Consider the following 17,362-nt stretch of genomic DNA (forward strand, 5'->3'; position numbering starts at 1 on the left):
CCAGGGAATATGCTAGCAGCAACTGTAGAACTGTTCAATAAGACAATCGTCCTTGTTGAACTAGAAGTACGCAAGCTAAGACATGACCCCAGCGACATATTTTTACGAACAGCACAACCAACTTTGTGGCTTTTAATTTTTGGGCAAGTCTTTAACCGTATTCGTGCCATTCCTACTGGTGGTTTGCCCTACATAGACTTTATGACTGCCGGAATTTTAGCTCAGAGCGTGCTATTCATGGCAATTTTTACAGGTGGAATGGCAATTATTTGGGAGAAAGACTTGGGAGTGGTTCACAAATTCCTAGCCAGTCCAACTCCCCGCGTAGCTTTGGTACTGGGAAAAGCATTATCCTGTGGAGTGCGAAGCATACCTCAAGCCATTATTATTTATGGGTTAGCATTCATACTTGGTGTCCAATTGAATTTTCATCCCCTTTCTCTTTTGGAGGTTGTACTTATTGTAGTTTTGGGAGCAGTGTGTTTCTCAAACTTTTCAGTGATAATTGCTTGTTTGGTAAAATCACGAGAACGCTTTACGGGCATTGGTCAGTTAATAACCATGCCGTTGTTTTTTGCCAGCAATGCCATTTACCCTATTTCACTGATGCCAAAATGGTTGCAAGTCATTTCATTTCTCAATCCGTTAACCTATCAAGTTGATGCGTTAAGAGGTGCTATGCTGCTAAACGGTACAAGCACATACGGGTACGCGTTAGATTTTGGTGTTTTGTTATTTGCAGTTGTTGTCTTGAGCGTTATTGCCGGACGACTGTATCCACAACTGGTAGTGTGAAGAAAAGTCCCCTTTAGAGGATTCGTGGACACTGATACCCACTCATAATTTTGAATTTGAGTGGGGCGTACAACCCACATTCCGCAGGTGCGATCGCTTCAGAGTATATCTATTAAACGAATCTTTGACCTTATTATATAGCCTTTCCCAGTTGAATGAAGTACACTGAATAAGATAAAGCTGTGCATCTTCACAAGGGTAAAAATGTAAGCGTATTCCCTTTATGTAATCATGGATAATTGCTCCATTCATAAAGGCAAAGAGATTGAAAAACTAATTGAAGCTGCCGGAGCTAAATTGATTTATTTACCACCATATTCTCCTGATTTTTCGCCAATTGAAAATTGTTGGTCAAAGGTTAAGAACATACTTAGTGCTAGGAATTATCCTTCTTTAGCAAAAGCAATTGAGACTGCTTTTAATCAAGTCTCTTTAAACGATATTTATAATTGGTTTACTCACTGCTGCTACTGTACTTCACGCTTACTGAGAAACGCTATAAACTCAAACTTCAAGAAAACCGAATATTAGAAGTATGAAAAAGGCTCAAGCATTTTTGCCTGAGCCACTGCTAAATAAAGTAAAAGAGCGTTTATCTGATAGCTCGATGAATCCCTGTGGTAATTCCCTGGTGGTTCGGGAGTCGTATAGCTCTTTGAGCTTTATTTACAAAGCTTAGTAACGGTTGCGGAAACTGCTGTTTCCCCGATTACCACCAAAAGAACCTCTTTCTTCTCTAGGCCTAGCCTTATTCACTTTCAAATCACGTCCCATCCACTCTGCACCATCAAGCGCATCAATAGCAGCTGTTTCTTCAGCATCTGTACCCATTTCTACAAAACCAAAGCCGCGTAAACGACCTGTTTCACGATCTGTAGGTAGCTGAACTCGCTTGACAGAACCGTATTCTGCAAACACAGCATTCAGACGTTCTTCTGTAACTTCATAAGAAAGATTGCCTACATAAACTGACATACATTGTCTCCCAAATCATAAATGTGTGGAGATTTAAGTTTCGGAGAAAAGTTTGCCAATACCAAAAACAAAAAGCCTGTTAATACTAAAAACAAAAGCTGTTAACCGAATTAACTCTCACCTCTCATCATGGCATAGTAGATAACTTTACAGAGAGGTAACGAGAAAACCGTTATATAAAGTTATATAAACAATCAAGAGCTAAGTATACGCCAAGATAAAAACTTTGATGCGGTACGACGATAACCGCCAGCGTGTACAGGGAGAAATGACCGATCTGTTGGACGCAATGCTTTTATGATAACGATTTATGTAACTCATTCACTTCAGCCTGAGTGCAACCATAGCCATTGAGCGGCGACGCCGCCTTGCTTTTTGTTGGCATTTTATTGAGAAGAAGCCAGTACTGGCTAAAGGTCTTCACCATCTGCTCTAGGTTATATATTCCTATAGGCTTAATTAGGTAAGAGTTAGCTCCTAATTCGTAAGAAGAGTTGACATCGCTATCGAGTTCGGAAGAAGTTAGCATATATGCTTCCAAGCCCTTGAAAGCTGACATAGCGCATTCTAGGTGGAGTTAGCTAAAAGCCGTGAAAATCTATACCTATACTGTATACTCATCTTAACAACGATCAAATCTAGATTTATACAGATGGAATTCTGTAACAGAAAATAAGTGCTAGCTTTAAATTTGACTATCTTATATTTAAATTGTATTTTCCCTATTTGTGATTTCTTATTTGTAATTTGGGAAAACACGAGAATTGTGAAGTATAATTGAAATCTATCAACAGCGACGTTTGTCAGCACCCCGCTTTGAAGAAACGGGGCTTCGTGCCTCTCCCTTCAGGTAGCTGACCCGCTTAAGTCCTTAACTGGACTACGTTATCGGCAAGAGTTAAAGTTCGTACCTGCGAATGCGTGATGCCAGTTCGCTGCTCTACAACCAAATGGTTAACCAGTTTTACGAAGGGGTGCGATTCGTTGTGGAAGAATCCCGGTATCCAGTCCGGAAATAACTCCACCAACCTGACGGCAGATTACCGTCATTAAGGCTGAACTCTCGGTCGGATGTGGGTGCAAGCCCCACTCATCAGACTCAGATGTAACTCCCGACCTGCCCACGGCGACCGTACTCGGAATTGCGGAGACCGAAGCTGGGAACAGGGCACAACCAGACATCCGTTGCGGGATGACACTGGTGCTAATGGGGGGTTCCTATGGTGAAACCGAGCCTACAAAAGCAACCCAAAAACAAGCGGGGCGCAACACAAAAAAACCTCGACTTCACTGGAGCTAATTCCCGCCTCAGTACCCTTCGGTAGAGGCAAGAGTCTAGGGGATTCAGTGGTTGAAATGGCTACACCTAACGGAACTATCAATCTGACTGAGGGAACGAAGAAAAACGGATTGAAGGTCAAGGGAAAGGTCGAACCCCTTGTAGGCAAGACGAGTTGCGGAACTCCTTCGATTCGGGTAGGACACAGCGTAATTGCTGTGAGGTGTTCAGAGTAAATGAATTGGAGTAGAGCATGATTAGACGCAGTAGCAATACTAGCGAATCCTGGAAGACGTTACCGTGGAAGAAATTCCGCCAAAACCTATTCCGCCTGCAAACAAGAATTTATAAAGCCGTTTGTGTTGGTGACTACCGGAAAGCGAAGTCCCTCCAAAAGCTGATTCTGAAATCCACCTCAGCACGGTTGCTTGCTGTACGCCAAGTATCGCAGTTAAACGCTGGTAAAAAGACCCCAGGAATCGACGGCATAGCCAAGCTCACCTTTTCGCAACGGTTTGACCTAGCGAATGAGCTACTACGTCACGGCAGAAACTGGCAACACCAGGGACTACGCGAAATCCCCATTCCTAAGAAGGATGGCAAGATGCGAATTCTCAAGGTTCCGACTATGGCAGACAGGGCGTGGCAATGCCTCGTCAAATACGCACTAGAACCAGCGCACGAAGCGACCTTTCACGCTAGAAGCTACGGATTCAGAACAGGACGTTCCACGCATGATGCACAGAAATTCCTGTTCAACAATCTCAATTCAAGAGTGAACGGAATATCCAAGCGAGTCATCGAATTGGATATCGAAAAGTGCGTGCGCCGCGACGATTAACGCGGTATTCCCAACCAAGTTGGGAGAGACTAAGAAGAATGTCTCTAAGTCAACCAACTTACCTGGAGTCGAAAGACAAAAGGGACAACAGCATGTTGGTAAAGCCGGAAATGGAGAGAAGGCGTTAAAACCATTGTTCGGCAAGACTTGTGTGACAAGGTGAAGATTAAACTATCTGAAGCCCAATTCTGACGGTATACTCGATTACCTATTCCTACAACGCCTAAAAGGAATAATCGTTTGTGTGTAGTTTTAAGCATTTGAACCACACAACTTCTTTAAACGAAGTCAGCCACCGATGAGATGGCTTAACGAATGAGTGGGACACCTAAATCACACTGATACGTACCGAGTTGATGAAGCGCGGGATGGTCTATGGGACGCGAGTCCTATGACTACAGAGTTCCCATAGTAGTCCGAGGGCGGGAAAGCCGTCCACATGGCAAAGGGGAACAGGTATTTCTTACATTGTTACCGAGAGGTACGCGAGATGCGAAACGCCGAAACGGTGTTAAATGTAATCCGAGACAGGGGGTACCGGGGTTTACCACTGGATGATGTCTACAGACAGTTGTTCAATCCCGACTTGTACCTTTTAGCGTATAGCCGCATTTATAAAAATGCTGGAGCAATGACGCCTGGGATAACTCAGGAAACTGCTGACGGAATGTCCATGAAAAAGATTGAAACTCTTATCGAAGAGATTCGATATGAACGCTTTCGATGGACACCAGTGAGGCGAATTAATATTCCCAAGAAAAATGGGAAAACTCGACCACTAGGTATTCCTACTTGGAAAGACAAATTGGTTCAAGAAGTAGTACGTTTAATATTAGAAGCGTATTATGAACCCCAATTTTCCGACAACAGTCATGGTTTCAGACCAAAACGCGGATGCCATACGGCGCTAACAGTAATAGACCGCACTTGGCAAGGAACCAAGTGGTTTATTGAAGGAGATATCAAAGGCTGTTTTGACAACATAGACCATAAAATCTTAATGTCAATTCTGTGCGAGAAAATCCAAGATAACCGCTTCCTGAGATTGATTGAAAACTTACTCAAGGCAGGTTATTGTGAGCAATGGAGATATCACTCCACCCTCAGCGGAACACCGCAAGGCGCGATAGTATCACCCATACTCGCCAATATCTATCTTGATAAATTCGATAAATTTATCGAACGGACACTTATCCCAGAGTATACAAGAGGTAAAGCAAGGGCAGAAAATCCGGAATACTCAAAACTCGTAAAACTTGCCTGGTATTACAGGAAGAAGGGACAAATTGAAAAAGCGCGTCAACTGGAAATTCAATACCAGCAAATGCCTTCCAAAGATGTTCGTGACCCTAAATACAGAAGGCTAAATTATGTGCGGTACGCTGATGATTTTCTACTTGGATTCATTGGTTCATTTCAAGAGGCAAAAGAAATCAAGGAAAAATTGAAGACATTTCTAGCGGAAAATCTTCAGCTAGAATTATCTAAAGAAAAGACCTTAATTACTCATGCTAGAAACGAAGCAGCGAACTTCTTAGGTTACGAAATTCTAGTTCAATATTCCGACACTAAGCATACCAATGGTAAGCGCTCAATTAATGGAATTACTGGACTAAGAATTCCCACAAGCTTTGTAGAAGAAAAATGTTCTCTCTATATGAGAAATGGGAAACCCATTCACCGCCCTGAATTAATAAATGATGATGATTTCACTATCATCAACATTTACCAATCAGAATATAGAGGGTACGTACAATTCTACAGCCTTGCTCAAAACATCGCGTGGCTCCAAAAACTCCAATGGGTTATGTGGAGTTCGTTGATGAAAACTCTTGCTTGTAAACACAAAACTAGCGTGGCTAAAATTTGCGCGAAGTATCACAAGACGGTAAAACTGCCACACGGTCTAAGAAAGTGTGTCGAAATCACCGTCCCAAGAGAAGGCAAGAAACCCTTAGTGGCTCGTTTCGGTGGTATACCACTAAAACGCAACCTAAAAACAATCATAGAAGACCTGCCACGAGCGCGAAAGCCCGCGTTCAGAAATGAACTGATTAAACGGCTTCAAGCTGATGAATGCGAGATTTGTGGGGCAAGAGGTGATATTGAAGTTCACCATATTCGCGCCCTCAAAGACCTCAAAACCAAAGGTAGAAAAGAAAAACCGCAATGGATGCAAATCATGTCCGCACGTAGGAGAAAAACTTTGATGGTCTGCCCTCAATGCCATGATGCTATACACGCAGGTAACCCCGCAGGTAAACAAGTCTCATGATAATGGAATACTGGAGAGCCGTGTACCTGGAAACTCGTAAGCACGGTTCGGCGGGGGCTAGTTGGAAAAGGAGCCAATAATTGGAAACCTCGCTAGCTAGCTACCCACTTTCGACAGGATAAGCCATTCGGCGATTATGGACAGACTCATTGCTACACGTAGCATCAGGCAAGGAATACTTCGTTGCCTCAAAGCCGGAGTCAATCCAGAATTCCCCGAACAAGGTACCCCCCAAGGGGGAGTGGTGAGTCCTCTACTCGCGAACATTGCGCTCAATGGGATTGAGGACGTTCACCAAACCAGAGGCATAGCAGACCGTAAACGCTGTATGGTGTCTCAATGCGTCAGATACGCTGACGATATGGTGATTATACTTAAACCAGAAGATAACGCGCAAGAAATACTGGACAAAATCAGCAAGTTTCTTGCCGACAGGGGGATGAACATCAGTGAAAAGAAGACCAAGCTAACCGCTACGACAGATGGTTTTGACTTTCTCGGTTGGCGCTTTAAGGTGCAAACCAACGGAAAGTTTCGATGCGTCCCTTCTGCGGATAACTTCAAAAAGTTCCGTCAGAAAGTCAAAGCCATCGTCAACAATTCAAACTATGGTGCTAGGGTAAAAGCCCAAAAGCTTGCGCCTATAGTGAGAGGTTGGAGGAATTACCACCGCTACTGCAAAATGGATGGCTCAAGATTCTCCTTGTACCACATTCAGCACAGAGCGCTTAGGAAGTTCAATAAAGAAACCAAACAGAGCTACCAATCTAGCAAGAAACTACTAGATAAGGCGTTCCCTACAGTTTCTTACTCCGAAAACAATCATATCCTTGTCAAGAGAAACAAATCTCCCTTTGACGGTGATATCACCTACTGGAGCCAACGTAACAGCAAACTCTACGACGGTGAAACCTCTATTGCCTTAAAACGGCAAAACCATACTTGTGCAGCCTGTGGATTAAAGTTCCTATCCGATGAGCGAGTACACCTCCATCACATTGACGGGAACCACGCCAACCGGAAAAAAGTAAACCTGATAGCAGTCCACGAAAGCTGTCATGATTACTTGCACATGAGCAAAAGCGTAAGCTAAGAACGTCGGAAGCTGGGTGCAGGGAAACCCGCACGCCCAGATTTAACAGAGAGGTGCGGGGCATCATAGCCCCCATCGACTCTACCTAAGACAGTGCTGTTTGGATAGTACCGACTGATAACTTTGGCTAGGCTCAGATTACTGGAGTAGCAAGGCGTTCCCGGCATATAGGGAAGTGGATAGGTACTACTCCTCTGCTTATCCAACCCCGTAAGGGGACAGCTAATAAATTAGCTCGTGTCGTGTTTCCTCCGTGGGCTAAAGCCGCACGGTTTCCATACTCCCGGATTTTTTTAGATGAAAAACTTAAGCTTTAGAAACTAAAACCTATTCTCTGGAGTTCTCCATGTCAAACTTAGTCTCTCCTCTCCAACCCGCCGTCTTAATCACCATCATTGGGGAAACGGTGCTGAAAGACCGTATTGTCAAGCTACTGAAAAACCATAGTGTAAGCGGCTACACTATTAGTCAAGTTCAGGGTGAGGGCGGACACGGAAGACGCTTGTCAGACTTACCAGGCTACAACACTAATATTGAAATCAAGACCATTGTTTCATTAGAAGTATCTGATGCAATCCTTTCGGCACTGAAAGAGGAGCAAGGTAAGCATGCCTTAATCGCTTTCCGACACAATGTAGAAGCTTTTTATTAATTAACCTTTCTGATTCGGGCAGTTTTGACAAATCTGTTGCTTGAGCAAGTGCCAAGAAAAAAGGCAGCAATGTTGGAGGACGCAATTGTTGACGACCTTTTAATTTTGAGAGGTTTGATTTGGTGTAACCATTCATTAGTAATTGAAGCCCAACATAAGGCTGAGGCAATCCCTCTTCTAAGCAACTACAGCCATACAACCTCGTTAGTTTGGTCATAAGACCTCTTTCGTAAATGCAGGATTTGGATTTGAATGGTCAATTTTTGCGTTGCATAATCCGAATTGTGTAAAAAATTTTACACTTATGCTTGTGCCACAATCGACACCAACGGTGGGTGAGGAGGATAGGGCAACAACGGGGAACCACATCTAACAAAACACTCACCTGTGAGTAATTTTGGTGCTAGTACTGAGGTTGTAGTAGCGAGGGTGGTAATTTTTTCACAAGTTCAGCAATAACTGTAACTAAAAAATCAATATTTAGAGGTTTTTCTTCGTAGACATCAAACCCAGACATAAAAGCTTGTGCGCGTGCATCTTCTGTAGTCAAACCTGTTATGGCAATAGCTGGGAGATACTTGCAATGTACACGTTTTTCCAAAATTCTGATTTGACGCATTAGGGAATAACCATCTTCATGAGGCATTGCGATATCGCTGATTAAAACATCTGGCTCCCACTGCGCTAAAACTTTTAAAGCTTCTTTCACTGATTTCGCTAGCCTTACCACTACAGAAAAATCCTCAAGAATTTGCTTAAGTAATTCTAAGGAATCGTCATTGTCATCGACTACAAGTACTTTTAACCCATCTAAGGATTGATTTTGATGAGTAAGATTAATCATTACAATGCCCTTAATAGCAAACAGCGGTGTTAAGCGTTAAAAAGCCGTGAAAAGCCGTGAAAAGCGATTAACAACAATTTGCAACTTATTCTAAGTATTTTACACGGTATGAATTTCGCAAATATTAAATGTTTTAGCATTTTGTACCATTGTGCTATTAATGCTATCATCAGTAAATAGAGATGTCAGGAAATATACTTGACCATAGCAGATACACCATAGTGTGGACACCAGTGTAGACTCACGTTAAGAATAAGGTTATTGCTAGAGTAGAGTTAGAAATATGCATCATGATAGATTGATGCGCTCAGGAAAATTAATTATTCAGATGGGTTTAAAGCAAACTTCTCAAAAAACAACTTCTCAAGAATGTGCTGCTAAAGTAATGGAGACAGTTCCATTAGTGATGAGAGCAATTCGAGCCGATATGCGTGCTCAAGGCTCTACAACACTGTCAGTTCCTCAATTTCGGACGCTAGCATTTCTCGATCGCAACCCCGGTGCTTCGCTTTCCCATTTAGCCGAACACTTAGGAGTGACTCGCGCTACAGCATCAGCAACCATAGAACGGCTTGTACAGCGTGCCTACGTCCATCGTAACGATCACCCTCAAGAACGACGGCGTATTGTGCTCAAGTTAACTGAAGCAGGAAACCACCATCTTCAACAAGCTCGCGAACAAACTCGCACTCGCATTGCCGATCTCCTCAAACATCTTTCGGAAGAGCAGATTCTGCAAATAGAAGAAGGACTGATTTTACTCAAGGAAGTTTTTGAGGCAACTTTGAAAGAACGAGAAATGGATGAATCTGATTCACCTCATATTTTATGATAATTGATATCTAAGTGTTTTTGAAATCCGTCTTGAACCCGTGATAAACAGATACCTAAGAGTACTAACATTATTTTGGAGTGCTGCTATAGCAGCTGAATTAGAGTACCGCATTAACTTCCTCCTAGCAGCACTGGGTAGCTTAGGTAACATGGTAGGTAGTCTCTTCGGACTGTTCCTATTTTATGGAAATGGCTACCGTTTCGCTGGTTGGTCTTGGGAAGCAGCTTTGCTAGTCCTAGGAATTTTTACTTTACTCCAAGGCTTTTCGGCAACCTTTCTCGCTCCAAATCTGAACAACATTGTTCGCCACGTACAAGAAGGGACGCTAGATTTTGTACTGCTGAAACCCATTCGCAGTCAATTCTGGCTTTCCACTCACACCATATCGCCCTGGGGATTGCCAGACGTTATTTTTGGCAGCATCATTATTGGTTATGCCGGACAACAACTCGGTTTGGAAATAAACGATTATCTTAAGAGCACAATTCCCCTATTCTGTGGTTTTGTCATTCTTTACAGCCTATGGTTTATGCTAGGGGCAACTAGTATTTGGTTTGTTAAAATTTATAACGTCACTGAGGTCTTACGAGGTTTACTGGAAGCTGGTAGATATCCCATGGTAGCTTATCCTACAGCTTTCCGCTTTTTCTTTACCTTTGTGGTTCCAGTAGCTTTTTTAACAACTATACCAGCAGAAGCCATGCTTGGACGAAGCCAACTATCTGGAACGATTGGAGCAGGTGTCTTAGCACTAGTACTGTTTTTTGTTTCCACAAGGTTCTGGCGGTTTGCGCTGCGGTTTTATACTAGTGCTTCAAGTTAAGGGGTGAAAGCTTCTGCAATCGCGGCACCATTACCGTTGACGAAAACCCCTTTTATATCTTTGCTGTTTGTGCCTAGCAATAGCTTTACGCTTGTGCTTCTGCAAAGGTGTTTCAAAATGACGATGTTTCTTTACATCTGAAAAAATTCCCGCCTTAGAAACTTCTCGCTTAAATCGACGTAAGGCTGACTCAATCCCTTCATTATCGCCCAGAATTATTTGGGTCATTCTGTTGTCTCCTACTGAATTTTAAATTGACCGAGGGTTAGTTAGCGATCGCTGACTAACACCATGCAAAAAAGGGCAGACAAGAACTCTGCCCAAAATACTCAAGATTTACATTATTTGTTTGAACAATCGAGATTGGAAGCGGAACCAAAAAAAACGCTCAAAGTTTAGTAGCGTCGAGAGTATCCACCACCACCACCATTATTTCCTCGTCTGCCGCCACCACCAAAGGAAGAACCTCTATCTTCACGTGGCTTTGCTTTGTTAACTTTTAAATTACGACCCATCCACTCAGCACCATCAAGACCTTCAATTGCTGCAGTTTCTTCTGCATCTGTTTCCATCTCCACAAAAGCGAAACCTCGTACCCGACCTGTTTCCCTGTCTGTAGGTAACTGAACGCCCTTTACAGTTCCATACTCAGCAAAAACTTGCTTGAGATCGTCTTGTGCGATCTCATAGGATAAATTGCCTACATAAATTGACATAAAACATCTCCAGAATCAGATTGAGCGTAGAGAGTTAGATCCGGAGAGACACTTGTAAATAGATAAAAACAAATTGTATAACCGAATATAATTCTAATACATAAGAGTATCACACAAATAGCAAAAATGTGTCAACGTGGAAAAAAGATTGAGAATCTTTGTTTAACTCCTAATAATTATTAGGCGGAGCTTAAAGCCTGAGACCGATCGCAAATAGTGTTCGCGCTGGTACTGTCTGGGTAAATTGTTACCACGTCTTTGATACGGCTGCACCGCGATCGCCGGAATCGTTTTTAAGCGATCGCGCTCAAGCGCTCGAATCTACGGCATCAGCATATAGCCATCCATCTCAGCCTTGCCCACATCACTCACCAGCACATCAGGAATGAACCGATCCAGCGCTTGCAATGCCTCCAAACCAGAAGCAGTTAAACTAGAGAAGGAACAATTACGAGAACCAAGGGAAAAACGGGTAATTTTAAATGTTCTGGAAGTTCTACCCATGTTTCGGTGACTAAATATTAGAATTTATTGTCTGTTGTTGTGGCTGTGAAGGAATTAGGGTGAAATACCAAGAACTCATCAACGATATCAGTAATATTAATAACTCAACTTTAACTACCGTTGAACGAGCAATTAACAAAACTCTGACTATTCGTAACTGGTTTATAGATGCCTATATTATTGAGTATGAGCAAAACGGGGTGGATAGAGCAGCTTATGGCACGCAACTGCCTGCTCGTTCTCAAATGCTTGCCGAGTCAGTTGTAACGATTGTTCCGAATCACCTTGAAGTTTAGCATAGCAGTCCTAAATCATTCGTGAGAATTTGAAATTATTGTGACCCCCTGTAGTCCTCTAAGGCATCAAGGGGACGATATTAGCAGGGGGGTGAATTTTCTGACAATCCATTTAAGATTGCTATAGGACAACGCAAATTCGATTAAAGCCAAGCTCTAAGAATTGGCATAGACGTTGGGGAATTGGGGTTGATGTGAAACTGTAAGTTAAAATAGTAAGCGATCTTTATGCTTGAAGCCCGGTAAATGAATATCAACATCGATATACCTGATAAGATGCGCGTCTACGTTGAGGCACAAGTAATGGCTGGTGCTTACAATAGCATTGGCGAATATTTTTTAGATTTAGTACAGCAAGACCAAAAACGCAAAGCACAAGAAAAGTTGGAAGCTCTTCTACTCGAAGGTATTAATTCTCCAGGACAGGAAGTCACACCGGAATATTGGCGCTCTTTGCGTTCTACAGTTTTGGGTGAGAACAATATGGAGAACTCGAAGGAAGCATGAGCTATCGGTTAGTTGTCAAAGATAAGGCAACGCAAGATTTGCGACAGTTGGCAAATTATATATTGGTCAATGGCAATGCGGATGTAGCTGTTAAATTTTTAAATGCTGCGGAAGTGACTTTTGAACAGTTGCTAAAAACCCCTAGAATCGGAAAAGTAACCCAATTGGTGGTGTCGAGATTGGGCGAAATTAGACAATGGCGTATTAAAGATTTTAAGGATTATTTAATTTTCTATCGTATTCAAGATACTACCGTTGAAATTTTACGGATATTTCATGGAGCAAGAGATTTAGCAGATGTACTTAGCGAGTTAGATGAAGACTTTTAAACCCAAATAAAAACTTCATCTCCCCAGATTCCCAGTATCGGTTGTAGGGGCGCAAGGCATTGCGCCCCTACGGTAGGATAGGTAGCTGATACTTTTCTTGAGCCCTTCAAAATCGTGAATTACAAAACCCCTCACTGAGTTGGCAAGATAACAATTATTATCAGCGTTTATTTTCTACTTTATCATGGTCGCACATACTCGAGTTAACTCGTATTGACAATACTACTAAACGAGCTTTTTATGAATTAGAATGCATCAAAAGTAACTGGTCTAAGCGAGAATTAAAGCGCCAAATGAACAGTATGCTTTACGAAAGGGTCGGGTTATCTAAAGATAAACAAGCTGTTTTGGCACTGGCAAATGAAGAACAAATTATAGAAAGTCCTAAAAATATTTTACGCGACCCTTATGTTTTGGAATTTTTAAGGCTAGAAGAACGAGTTACTTATTCAGAATCTGACCTCGAAGAGGCTTTAATTAATCATCTGCAAGAATTTATGCATGAATTGGGTCGAGATTTTTGTTTTGTTGACCGCCAATTCCGAATTACAGTTGCGGAAGAACATTACTTTCTCGATTTACTGTTCTACCATCGCTCCCTACAATGTCTAATTGCTATTGATTTAAAATTAGGAAAGTTTAAACACGATTATGCCGGACAAATGAACTTTTACCTTAACTATTTGAAGAAAAACATTGCTTATCCCCATGAAAATCATCCCGTTGGGATTCTTCTTTGTGCCGAAAAAGATGCAGAAGCCGTTCACTATGCAACAGCCGGACTCGATAATCAATTATTTGTTTCGCACTATATGGTTGCGCTTCCTTCAGAAGCCACCCTTAAACAATGGTTAATAGAAGAACAGGATAGGCTTAAACAACAATTTGATTTCGGTTCCTAAATACATCTTTTAGAGGATGTTTGAAAAGTGGTTGACTGTCATTTTAATCACACTATTACCCCCCTTAATCCCCCCTTGTAAAGGGGGGAAACAAGAAAAATCCGGTTCCCTCCCCTTTACAAGGGGAGGGTTAGGGAGGGGTAAAAAATATTTGATACATCAATCATGACTTTTCAAACATCCTCTTAGCAGGAGCAAATGTTTAAATCTTAAGCAATGGGTTAGCTGTCACTAGCTGAACATCAATGTCATCCATCTAAGCGAGACCAATCCTCAATTTTTAAACCTGGTACCTGAGAAAAATCTCGGTAGTTTCGTGTCACCACAACGGCATCATTCACTAAGCCAATTGCAGCAATTCGCATATCTTTCTGCAATCGCTGCTTAGATAACATTGAATTTTCTTTTAGCAATCGCTGAAATGTTTCACCTGCTTTCTCATCAAAATCCAATACCCTCACCCGTTTGAATAGAGTAACTGTACGGTTCAGCTTTCCATAAAGTCGCACAACATCTTCTACTTTCTGCGTACCATTAATTCGCACCACCCAGCCATTAAACAATTCCTGAACCGTCACGATAGAAATAACAACCTCCGATCCCAAGTCAGCTACCTGACGGCTAATTTGTGGATGTCGTTCTAACAGTAGCGACACATGGTCAGTATCTAGCTACCATTGGCTCATGCTGCACCATTTGTATCTAACTCTCGTTCTGTCCGCAATTCCTCTGCAAGCTCTGCAAACTCCTCATCTCCCTCAAACATACCAATAAAATCTGTCCAGGGATTATTTGAAACTTCTATCGTCAAAATCTCTACATTTGCTAGCCTTGCTTTAATTTTTTCCTGTACTGATGCGTAGGCGAAGCCCATCGAAGATATCGCATCCTCACGATTTTCAGCTTCGGCTACACAATCAGCTAACTCTGACACTGATGCTATAAAATGCCCTGAATCCAGTTGTTCTACTAGGATGTGAAGAGGCAGCTTGTTTAAATTTGCAACTGATTGGAGATTCATAGGGAGCAATTACAACTTATTGTTTCCATCATAATCCCTATACAAGCATTTATTACATTGTTTTAATTTAATATTTATGTTATCCCTGTCGCTTGCGATCGCGTAGCGGTTCCTTCGGAGCATCGCCCAGCCACTACGTGAACTTAGGAATAGGACGTGCTGGCTCTGAAAGAATATTGGTATCGAGTAAGTATTTCAAGCTCATAGCTCGATTTCTCTTCCCACACTGCGATCTCGTAGGTCAGCGAAATCATCATCAGTAAAGATAATTGCCTCGTTTTGGATTACCTTTCTAAAGTTTTGTAATCCCTGCCAAAAATTATCTCCTTCAGATTCCTCTTTTTTGCGGAGAAACTCAAACAAATAGTCTCGTTCTTCTACAGGCAAACTTTCAATAGAATTAATAATTTCTTGTAAAGTCATCATAGAACCTCATGATTTATTGCAACTTCTGAATGATGGGGTTTATGTGGGTGCTCATAATCTGAGGCAACTCTATGTTAGCAGGTAATCTCAACTGTAAACTTTGAACAAGTCATTGAGCATTGGCTAGAATTGTTGGCGCTATACTGCAAAAATGACTATACTTCTGCGGTATAAGCGGTGAGCGCGATCGCCGGAATCGTTTTTAAATTCCTGCAACGGTGTTAGCTGAGGCTGTTCGGATTGTCGAAAGGGGAAGAACATCTATTCCTTCTGCTAAAAATATAATTTCAGCAGTTGAAGCCGATCCCCGTGTAGTCATTTATTCACTGAAAAAGTTCAGAAAACATTCTGTGCAGCCTCATAGAGAATGGGTATAGCAGTAATATCTGTGCCAAACGGGATTGCATTGAGTAGGATATAATTGAATATGCGTGACGATCGCCCAAAACCATGACTGAACTCCTTCAACAAATCATTGTAGAAATCGAAAAACTTCCCCCCGATCAGCAGGATGCAATTGCCTCGCGCCTCATGGCTGAACTGAAAGACGAAAAAGCATGGGTAAGTCGTTTTGAAGCCACGACGGATGAGCAGTGGGAGCGATTGGCTGATAATGAACCACCAACAGCATACACGGCATCATAGCCAATCCTTTCTGCCCAAATTGCTGCATCAGCCTGTTTAGCTTGCAAACGACGGCTTGTCACTAGCAGATCGTCGCCTATCTCATATTCACCCGTTTCAACATTGATGGAGATGAGTTTACCAATATTCTCTGTTGTCTCAACTTGGGGACGAATCTGCTTCTCGTATAGTTCTTTACCGCGTTGGATAATTTCTTCGTCACTGAGTTTAGGGTAAGGCATATACTCAAGTTTTAACATTTCTTTTACCACCTGCTTGATTTTAACACGGGAGTGTTTGAGTAGCATCCTCACTCATGCCTCAGACTTCACAGGTTGACCACTACACCGTTGCCGAATGGCTTGAGCATTGGCTAAAATTGTGGGCGGTATACTGCAAAAATGACTAGATCTCCTTCATTTACGCTGAGATTAATTATGGTATTGCAGCAGCCTACTGGTTCTCTACCCATTCTATCCCTAGAGAGTGGCGATCGCCTAACTCGTACTGAATTTGAGTGCTGCTATGAGGCAACTCCAGGAAAATTCAAAGCGCAACTGATTAAAGGAGTGGTTTGCGTGGTATCCCCTGTAAGAGTTATTAAGGTGAAAAATTTATGTTGCAATCAATTAAAGGAGTTTATAAGCACGGGAAGGTAGAGCTTACTGAATTACCATCTGATGTATCAGAAAGCCCTGTAATTGTCACTTTTTTAGAGTCAAAAAAAGCTCACCTAGAAAAGCAAATAATGCGGTTTGGTATGTTTTCTGGCAACACACCATCAACAGAAGAGGATTTTAAAATCGCAGAATTTCAAGGAGATATAGAAGATAATTTAGATTGGTCGTAAGTAATAACTCCCGGTTCGCCCATTTTTTCATGAAATGGCACTTGGGAATTACACCAAGGTTCATTAATTCTTTGACTGGTAAGCGATCTAATCAAGATGTTCACTCCTCTAAGCGGTTTTCTTCTTCCTTCTTTGCTAGAGCTGCGCGATATTGGGCTTCATATCTGAGCCAGAATGCTGCTGTACTACCCAAAACTCGTTCTAGCTTCAAGGCTGTTTCTTCATTAATCGGTGCTTTACCATTGATGAGCAAACTGATATGTTTTGTGGTGTAGCCTAAACGCTCTGCTAATTGTGCTTGCGTCCAATCACGCTCTTCTAATAGGTCAGCAATGGTATCACCGGGAGGAGATACCCAATCGGGAGTGAATGTTCGGGTTGTCTCAATCATGGTAGTCTTTAATTTTCAGTCATGGCTGGTTGGGGATGTTCGAGCAGCAAAAGAATAATCTCAACGTTGGGTCAAAGCAATGGCTTAAATATACCCATTATCTTTAGAAGGTAGCTGTTTTTTGGCTTCTTCAAGTGTCCATTTTATTCTAAAAATCTCCAAGTTTTGGAAGCATTGAATAGAGACTGTTCTCAAGTTAGCTTATTTTCCCAAGCGATGGGTCAGTTGCCAATTCAGCATTTTTGAAGTGTCAAAAACTAGAACAGCTTAAGAGGATGTTTGAAAAGTGGTTAGCTGTGATTTTTATCGCATTATTACCCCCCTTAATCCCCCCTTGCAAAGGGGGGAAACAAGAAAAATCTAGTTCCCTCCCCAATCCATCGG

Annotated in this window: 21 protein-coding genes and 5 pseudogenes; 14 read left to right on the forward strand and 12 right to left on the reverse strand. The window is 42.1% G+C overall.

Annotation, left to right across the window (positions count from 1 at the left end):
- The first annotated feature begins 9 nt into the window (after positions 1–9).
- Together F7734_RS40290 and F7734_RS40295 are read left to right on the forward strand one after the other, a co-directional pair.
- Positions 10–795 (forward strand): ABC transporter permease, encoded by a 786-nt coding sequence (locus F7734_RS40290; protein ID WP_155750045.1) that lies wholly within the window; start codon positions 10–12, stop codon positions 793–795.
- A gap of 225 nt (positions 796–1,020) precedes the next feature.
- Positions 1,021–1,326: pseudogene (locus F7734_RS40295) on the forward strand (transposase); the annotation flags it as partial.
- A 144-nt stretch (positions 1,327–1,470) separates the two neighbouring features.
- Here F7734_RS40295 and F7734_RS40300 read toward each other — a convergent pair.
- On the reverse strand, positions 1,471–1,770 hold the full coding sequence (locus F7734_RS40300) for an RNA-binding protein (RefSeq protein ID WP_155750030.1): 300 nt from the start codon (positions 1,768–1,770) through the stop codon (positions 1,471–1,473).
- A 295-nt stretch (positions 1,771–2,065) separates the two neighbouring features.
- Positions 2,066–2,329, reverse strand: coding sequence for a hypothetical protein (locus F7734_RS40305; protein ID WP_155750031.1), 264 nt, complete (start codon positions 2,327–2,329; stop codon positions 2,066–2,068).
- A gap of 973 nt (positions 2,330–3,302) precedes the next feature.
- On the opposite strand from F7734_RS40305, the pseudogene F7734_RS40310 reads away from it, so the two are divergent.
- From F7734_RS40310 to F7734_RS40325, 4 genes and pseudogenes are all read left to right on the forward strand, one after another.
- A pseudogene (locus F7734_RS40310) lies at positions 3,303–3,872 on the forward strand (reverse transcriptase N-terminal domain-containing protein); the annotation flags it as partial.
- A 508-nt stretch (positions 3,873–4,380) separates the two neighbouring features.
- On the forward strand, positions 4,381–6,165 hold the full coding sequence (locus F7734_RS40315; RefSeq protein WP_166481678.1) for a reverse transcriptase/maturase family protein: 1,785 nt from the start codon (positions 4,381–4,383) through the stop codon (positions 6,163–6,165).
- Between the two features lie 109 nt (positions 6,166–6,274).
- Positions 6,275–7,258: pseudogene (locus tag F7734_RS40320) on the forward strand (reverse transcriptase domain-containing protein); the annotation flags it as partial.
- A 346-nt stretch (positions 7,259–7,604) separates the two neighbouring features.
- On the forward strand, positions 7,605–7,910 hold the full coding sequence (locus F7734_RS40325) for a hypothetical protein (protein ID WP_155750032.1): 306 nt from the start codon (positions 7,605–7,607) through the stop codon (positions 7,908–7,910).
- A 403-nt stretch (positions 7,911–8,313) separates the two neighbouring features.
- Here the strand turns inward: F7734_RS40325 and F7734_RS40330 are convergent, their stop codons facing one another.
- Positions 8,314–8,754, reverse strand: a complete 441-nt coding sequence (locus F7734_RS40330) for a response regulator (protein WP_155750033.1) — start codon at positions 8,752–8,754, stop codon at positions 8,314–8,316.
- 328 nt (positions 8,755–9,082) lie between these two features.
- Between F7734_RS40330 and F7734_RS40335 the strand changes: the two genes are divergently transcribed.
- Positions 9,083–9,586 (forward strand): MarR family transcriptional regulator, encoded by a 504-nt coding sequence (locus F7734_RS40335; protein WP_155750047.1) that lies wholly within the window; start codon positions 9,083–9,085, stop codon positions 9,584–9,586.
- 43 nt (positions 9,587–9,629) lie between these two features.
- Positions 9,630–10,412, forward strand: coding sequence for an ABC transporter permease (locus F7734_RS40340; RefSeq protein ID WP_166482455.1), 783 nt, complete (start codon positions 9,630–9,632; stop codon positions 10,410–10,412).
- Positions 10,413–10,442: 30 nt separating this feature from the next.
- Here F7734_RS40340 and rpsU read toward each other — a convergent pair whose 3' ends face one another.
- From rpsU to F7734_RS40355, 3 genes are all read right to left on the reverse strand, one after another.
- On the reverse strand, positions 10,443–10,640 hold the full coding sequence (gene rpsU / locus F7734_RS40345) for a 30S ribosomal protein S21 (RefSeq protein ID WP_155750034.1): 198 nt from the start codon (positions 10,638–10,640) through the stop codon (positions 10,443–10,445).
- Between the two features lie 167 nt (positions 10,641–10,807).
- Positions 10,808–11,128 carry an RNA-binding protein gene (locus F7734_RS40350; protein ID WP_155750035.1) on the reverse strand — a complete coding sequence of 107 codons (321 nt, stop codon included), beginning with the start codon at positions 11,126–11,128 and terminating at the stop codon, positions 10,808–10,810.
- A gap of 321 nt (positions 11,129–11,449) precedes the next feature.
- Positions 11,450–11,632 carry a hypothetical protein gene (locus F7734_RS40355; protein WP_155750036.1) on the reverse strand — a complete coding sequence of 61 codons (183 nt, stop codon included), beginning with the start codon at positions 11,630–11,632 and terminating at the stop codon, positions 11,450–11,452.
- 59 nt (positions 11,633–11,691) lie between these two features.
- On the opposite strand from F7734_RS40355, the gene F7734_RS40360 reads away from it, so the two are divergent.
- The 4 genes from F7734_RS40360 to F7734_RS40375 all read left to right on the forward strand — a co-directional run bounded on the left by F7734_RS40360 (position 11,692) and on the right by F7734_RS40375 (position 13,666).
- Complete coding sequence (locus F7734_RS40360; RefSeq protein WP_155750037.1) at positions 11,692–11,928, forward strand: hypothetical protein; 237 nt, start codon at positions 11,692–11,694, stop codon at positions 11,926–11,928.
- A gap of 246 nt (positions 11,929–12,174) precedes the next feature.
- Positions 12,175–12,435 (forward strand): type II toxin-antitoxin system ParD family antitoxin, encoded by a 261-nt coding sequence (locus F7734_RS40365; protein WP_155750038.1) that lies wholly within the window; start codon positions 12,175–12,177, stop codon positions 12,433–12,435.
- Entirely contained in the window at positions 12,432–12,764 is a 333-nt protein-coding gene (locus tag F7734_RS40370) for a type II toxin-antitoxin system RelE/ParE family toxin (RefSeq protein WP_155750039.1), read from the forward strand. Before F7734_RS40365 ends, F7734_RS40370 begins: the two co-directional genes overlap by 4 nt.
- A 134-nt stretch (positions 12,765–12,898) precedes the next feature.
- On the forward strand, positions 12,899–13,666 hold the full coding sequence (locus F7734_RS40375) for a PDDEXK nuclease domain-containing protein (RefSeq protein ID WP_155750040.1): 768 nt from the start codon (positions 12,899–12,901) through the stop codon (positions 13,664–13,666).
- Between the two features lie 248 nt (positions 13,667–13,914).
- Here F7734_RS40375 and F7734_RS40380 read toward each other — a convergent pair whose 3' ends face one another.
- From F7734_RS40380 to F7734_RS40400, 5 genes and pseudogenes are all read right to left on the reverse strand, one after another.
- The gene (locus tag F7734_RS40380) at positions 13,915–14,322 is read right to left on the reverse strand and encodes a type II toxin-antitoxin system VapC family toxin (RefSeq protein ID WP_347566366.1); all 408 of its coding nucleotides are present in this window, start codon (positions 14,320–14,322) and stop codon (positions 13,915–13,917) included.
- A gap of 26 nt (positions 14,323–14,348) precedes the next feature.
- A complete protein-coding gene (locus F7734_RS40385) occupies positions 14,349–14,687 on the reverse strand; it encodes a hypothetical protein (RefSeq protein ID WP_155750041.1) in 339 nt (112 codons plus the stop codon).
- Between the two features lie 201 nt (positions 14,688–14,888).
- Positions 14,889–15,113, reverse strand: a complete 225-nt coding sequence (locus F7734_RS40390) for a hypothetical protein (RefSeq protein ID WP_155750042.1) — start codon at positions 15,111–15,113, stop codon at positions 14,889–14,891.
- Between the two features lie 138 nt (positions 15,114–15,251).
- Complete coding sequence (locus F7734_RS65680) at positions 15,252–15,374, reverse strand: hypothetical protein (RefSeq protein ID WP_279239818.1); 123 nt, start codon at positions 15,372–15,374, stop codon at positions 15,252–15,254.
- 350 nt (positions 15,375–15,724) lie between these two features.
- Positions 15,725–15,979: pseudogene (locus F7734_RS40400) on the reverse strand (hypothetical protein); the annotation flags it as partial.
- Between the two features lie 195 nt (positions 15,980–16,174).
- Between F7734_RS40400 and F7734_RS64330 the strand changes: the two are divergent.
- Together F7734_RS64330 and F7734_RS40405 are read left to right on the forward strand one after the other, a co-directional pair.
- A pseudogene (locus tag F7734_RS64330) lies at positions 16,175–16,333 on the forward strand (Uma2 family endonuclease); the annotation flags it as partial.
- Between the two features lie 20 nt (positions 16,334–16,353).
- Positions 16,354–16,587, forward strand: coding sequence for a hypothetical protein (locus F7734_RS40405; RefSeq protein WP_155750043.1), 234 nt, complete (start codon positions 16,354–16,356; stop codon positions 16,585–16,587).
- A gap of 100 nt (positions 16,588–16,687) precedes the next feature.
- Here the strand turns inward: F7734_RS40405 and F7734_RS40410 are convergent, their stop codons facing one another.
- Positions 16,688–16,978, reverse strand: a complete 291-nt coding sequence (locus tag F7734_RS40410) for a HigA family addiction module antitoxin (RefSeq protein ID WP_155750044.1) — start codon at positions 16,976–16,978, stop codon at positions 16,688–16,690.
- Positions 16,979–17,362 lie beyond the last annotated feature (384 nt).

The sequence above is a fragment of the Scytonema sp. UIC 10036 genome (genome assembly GCF_009725235.1).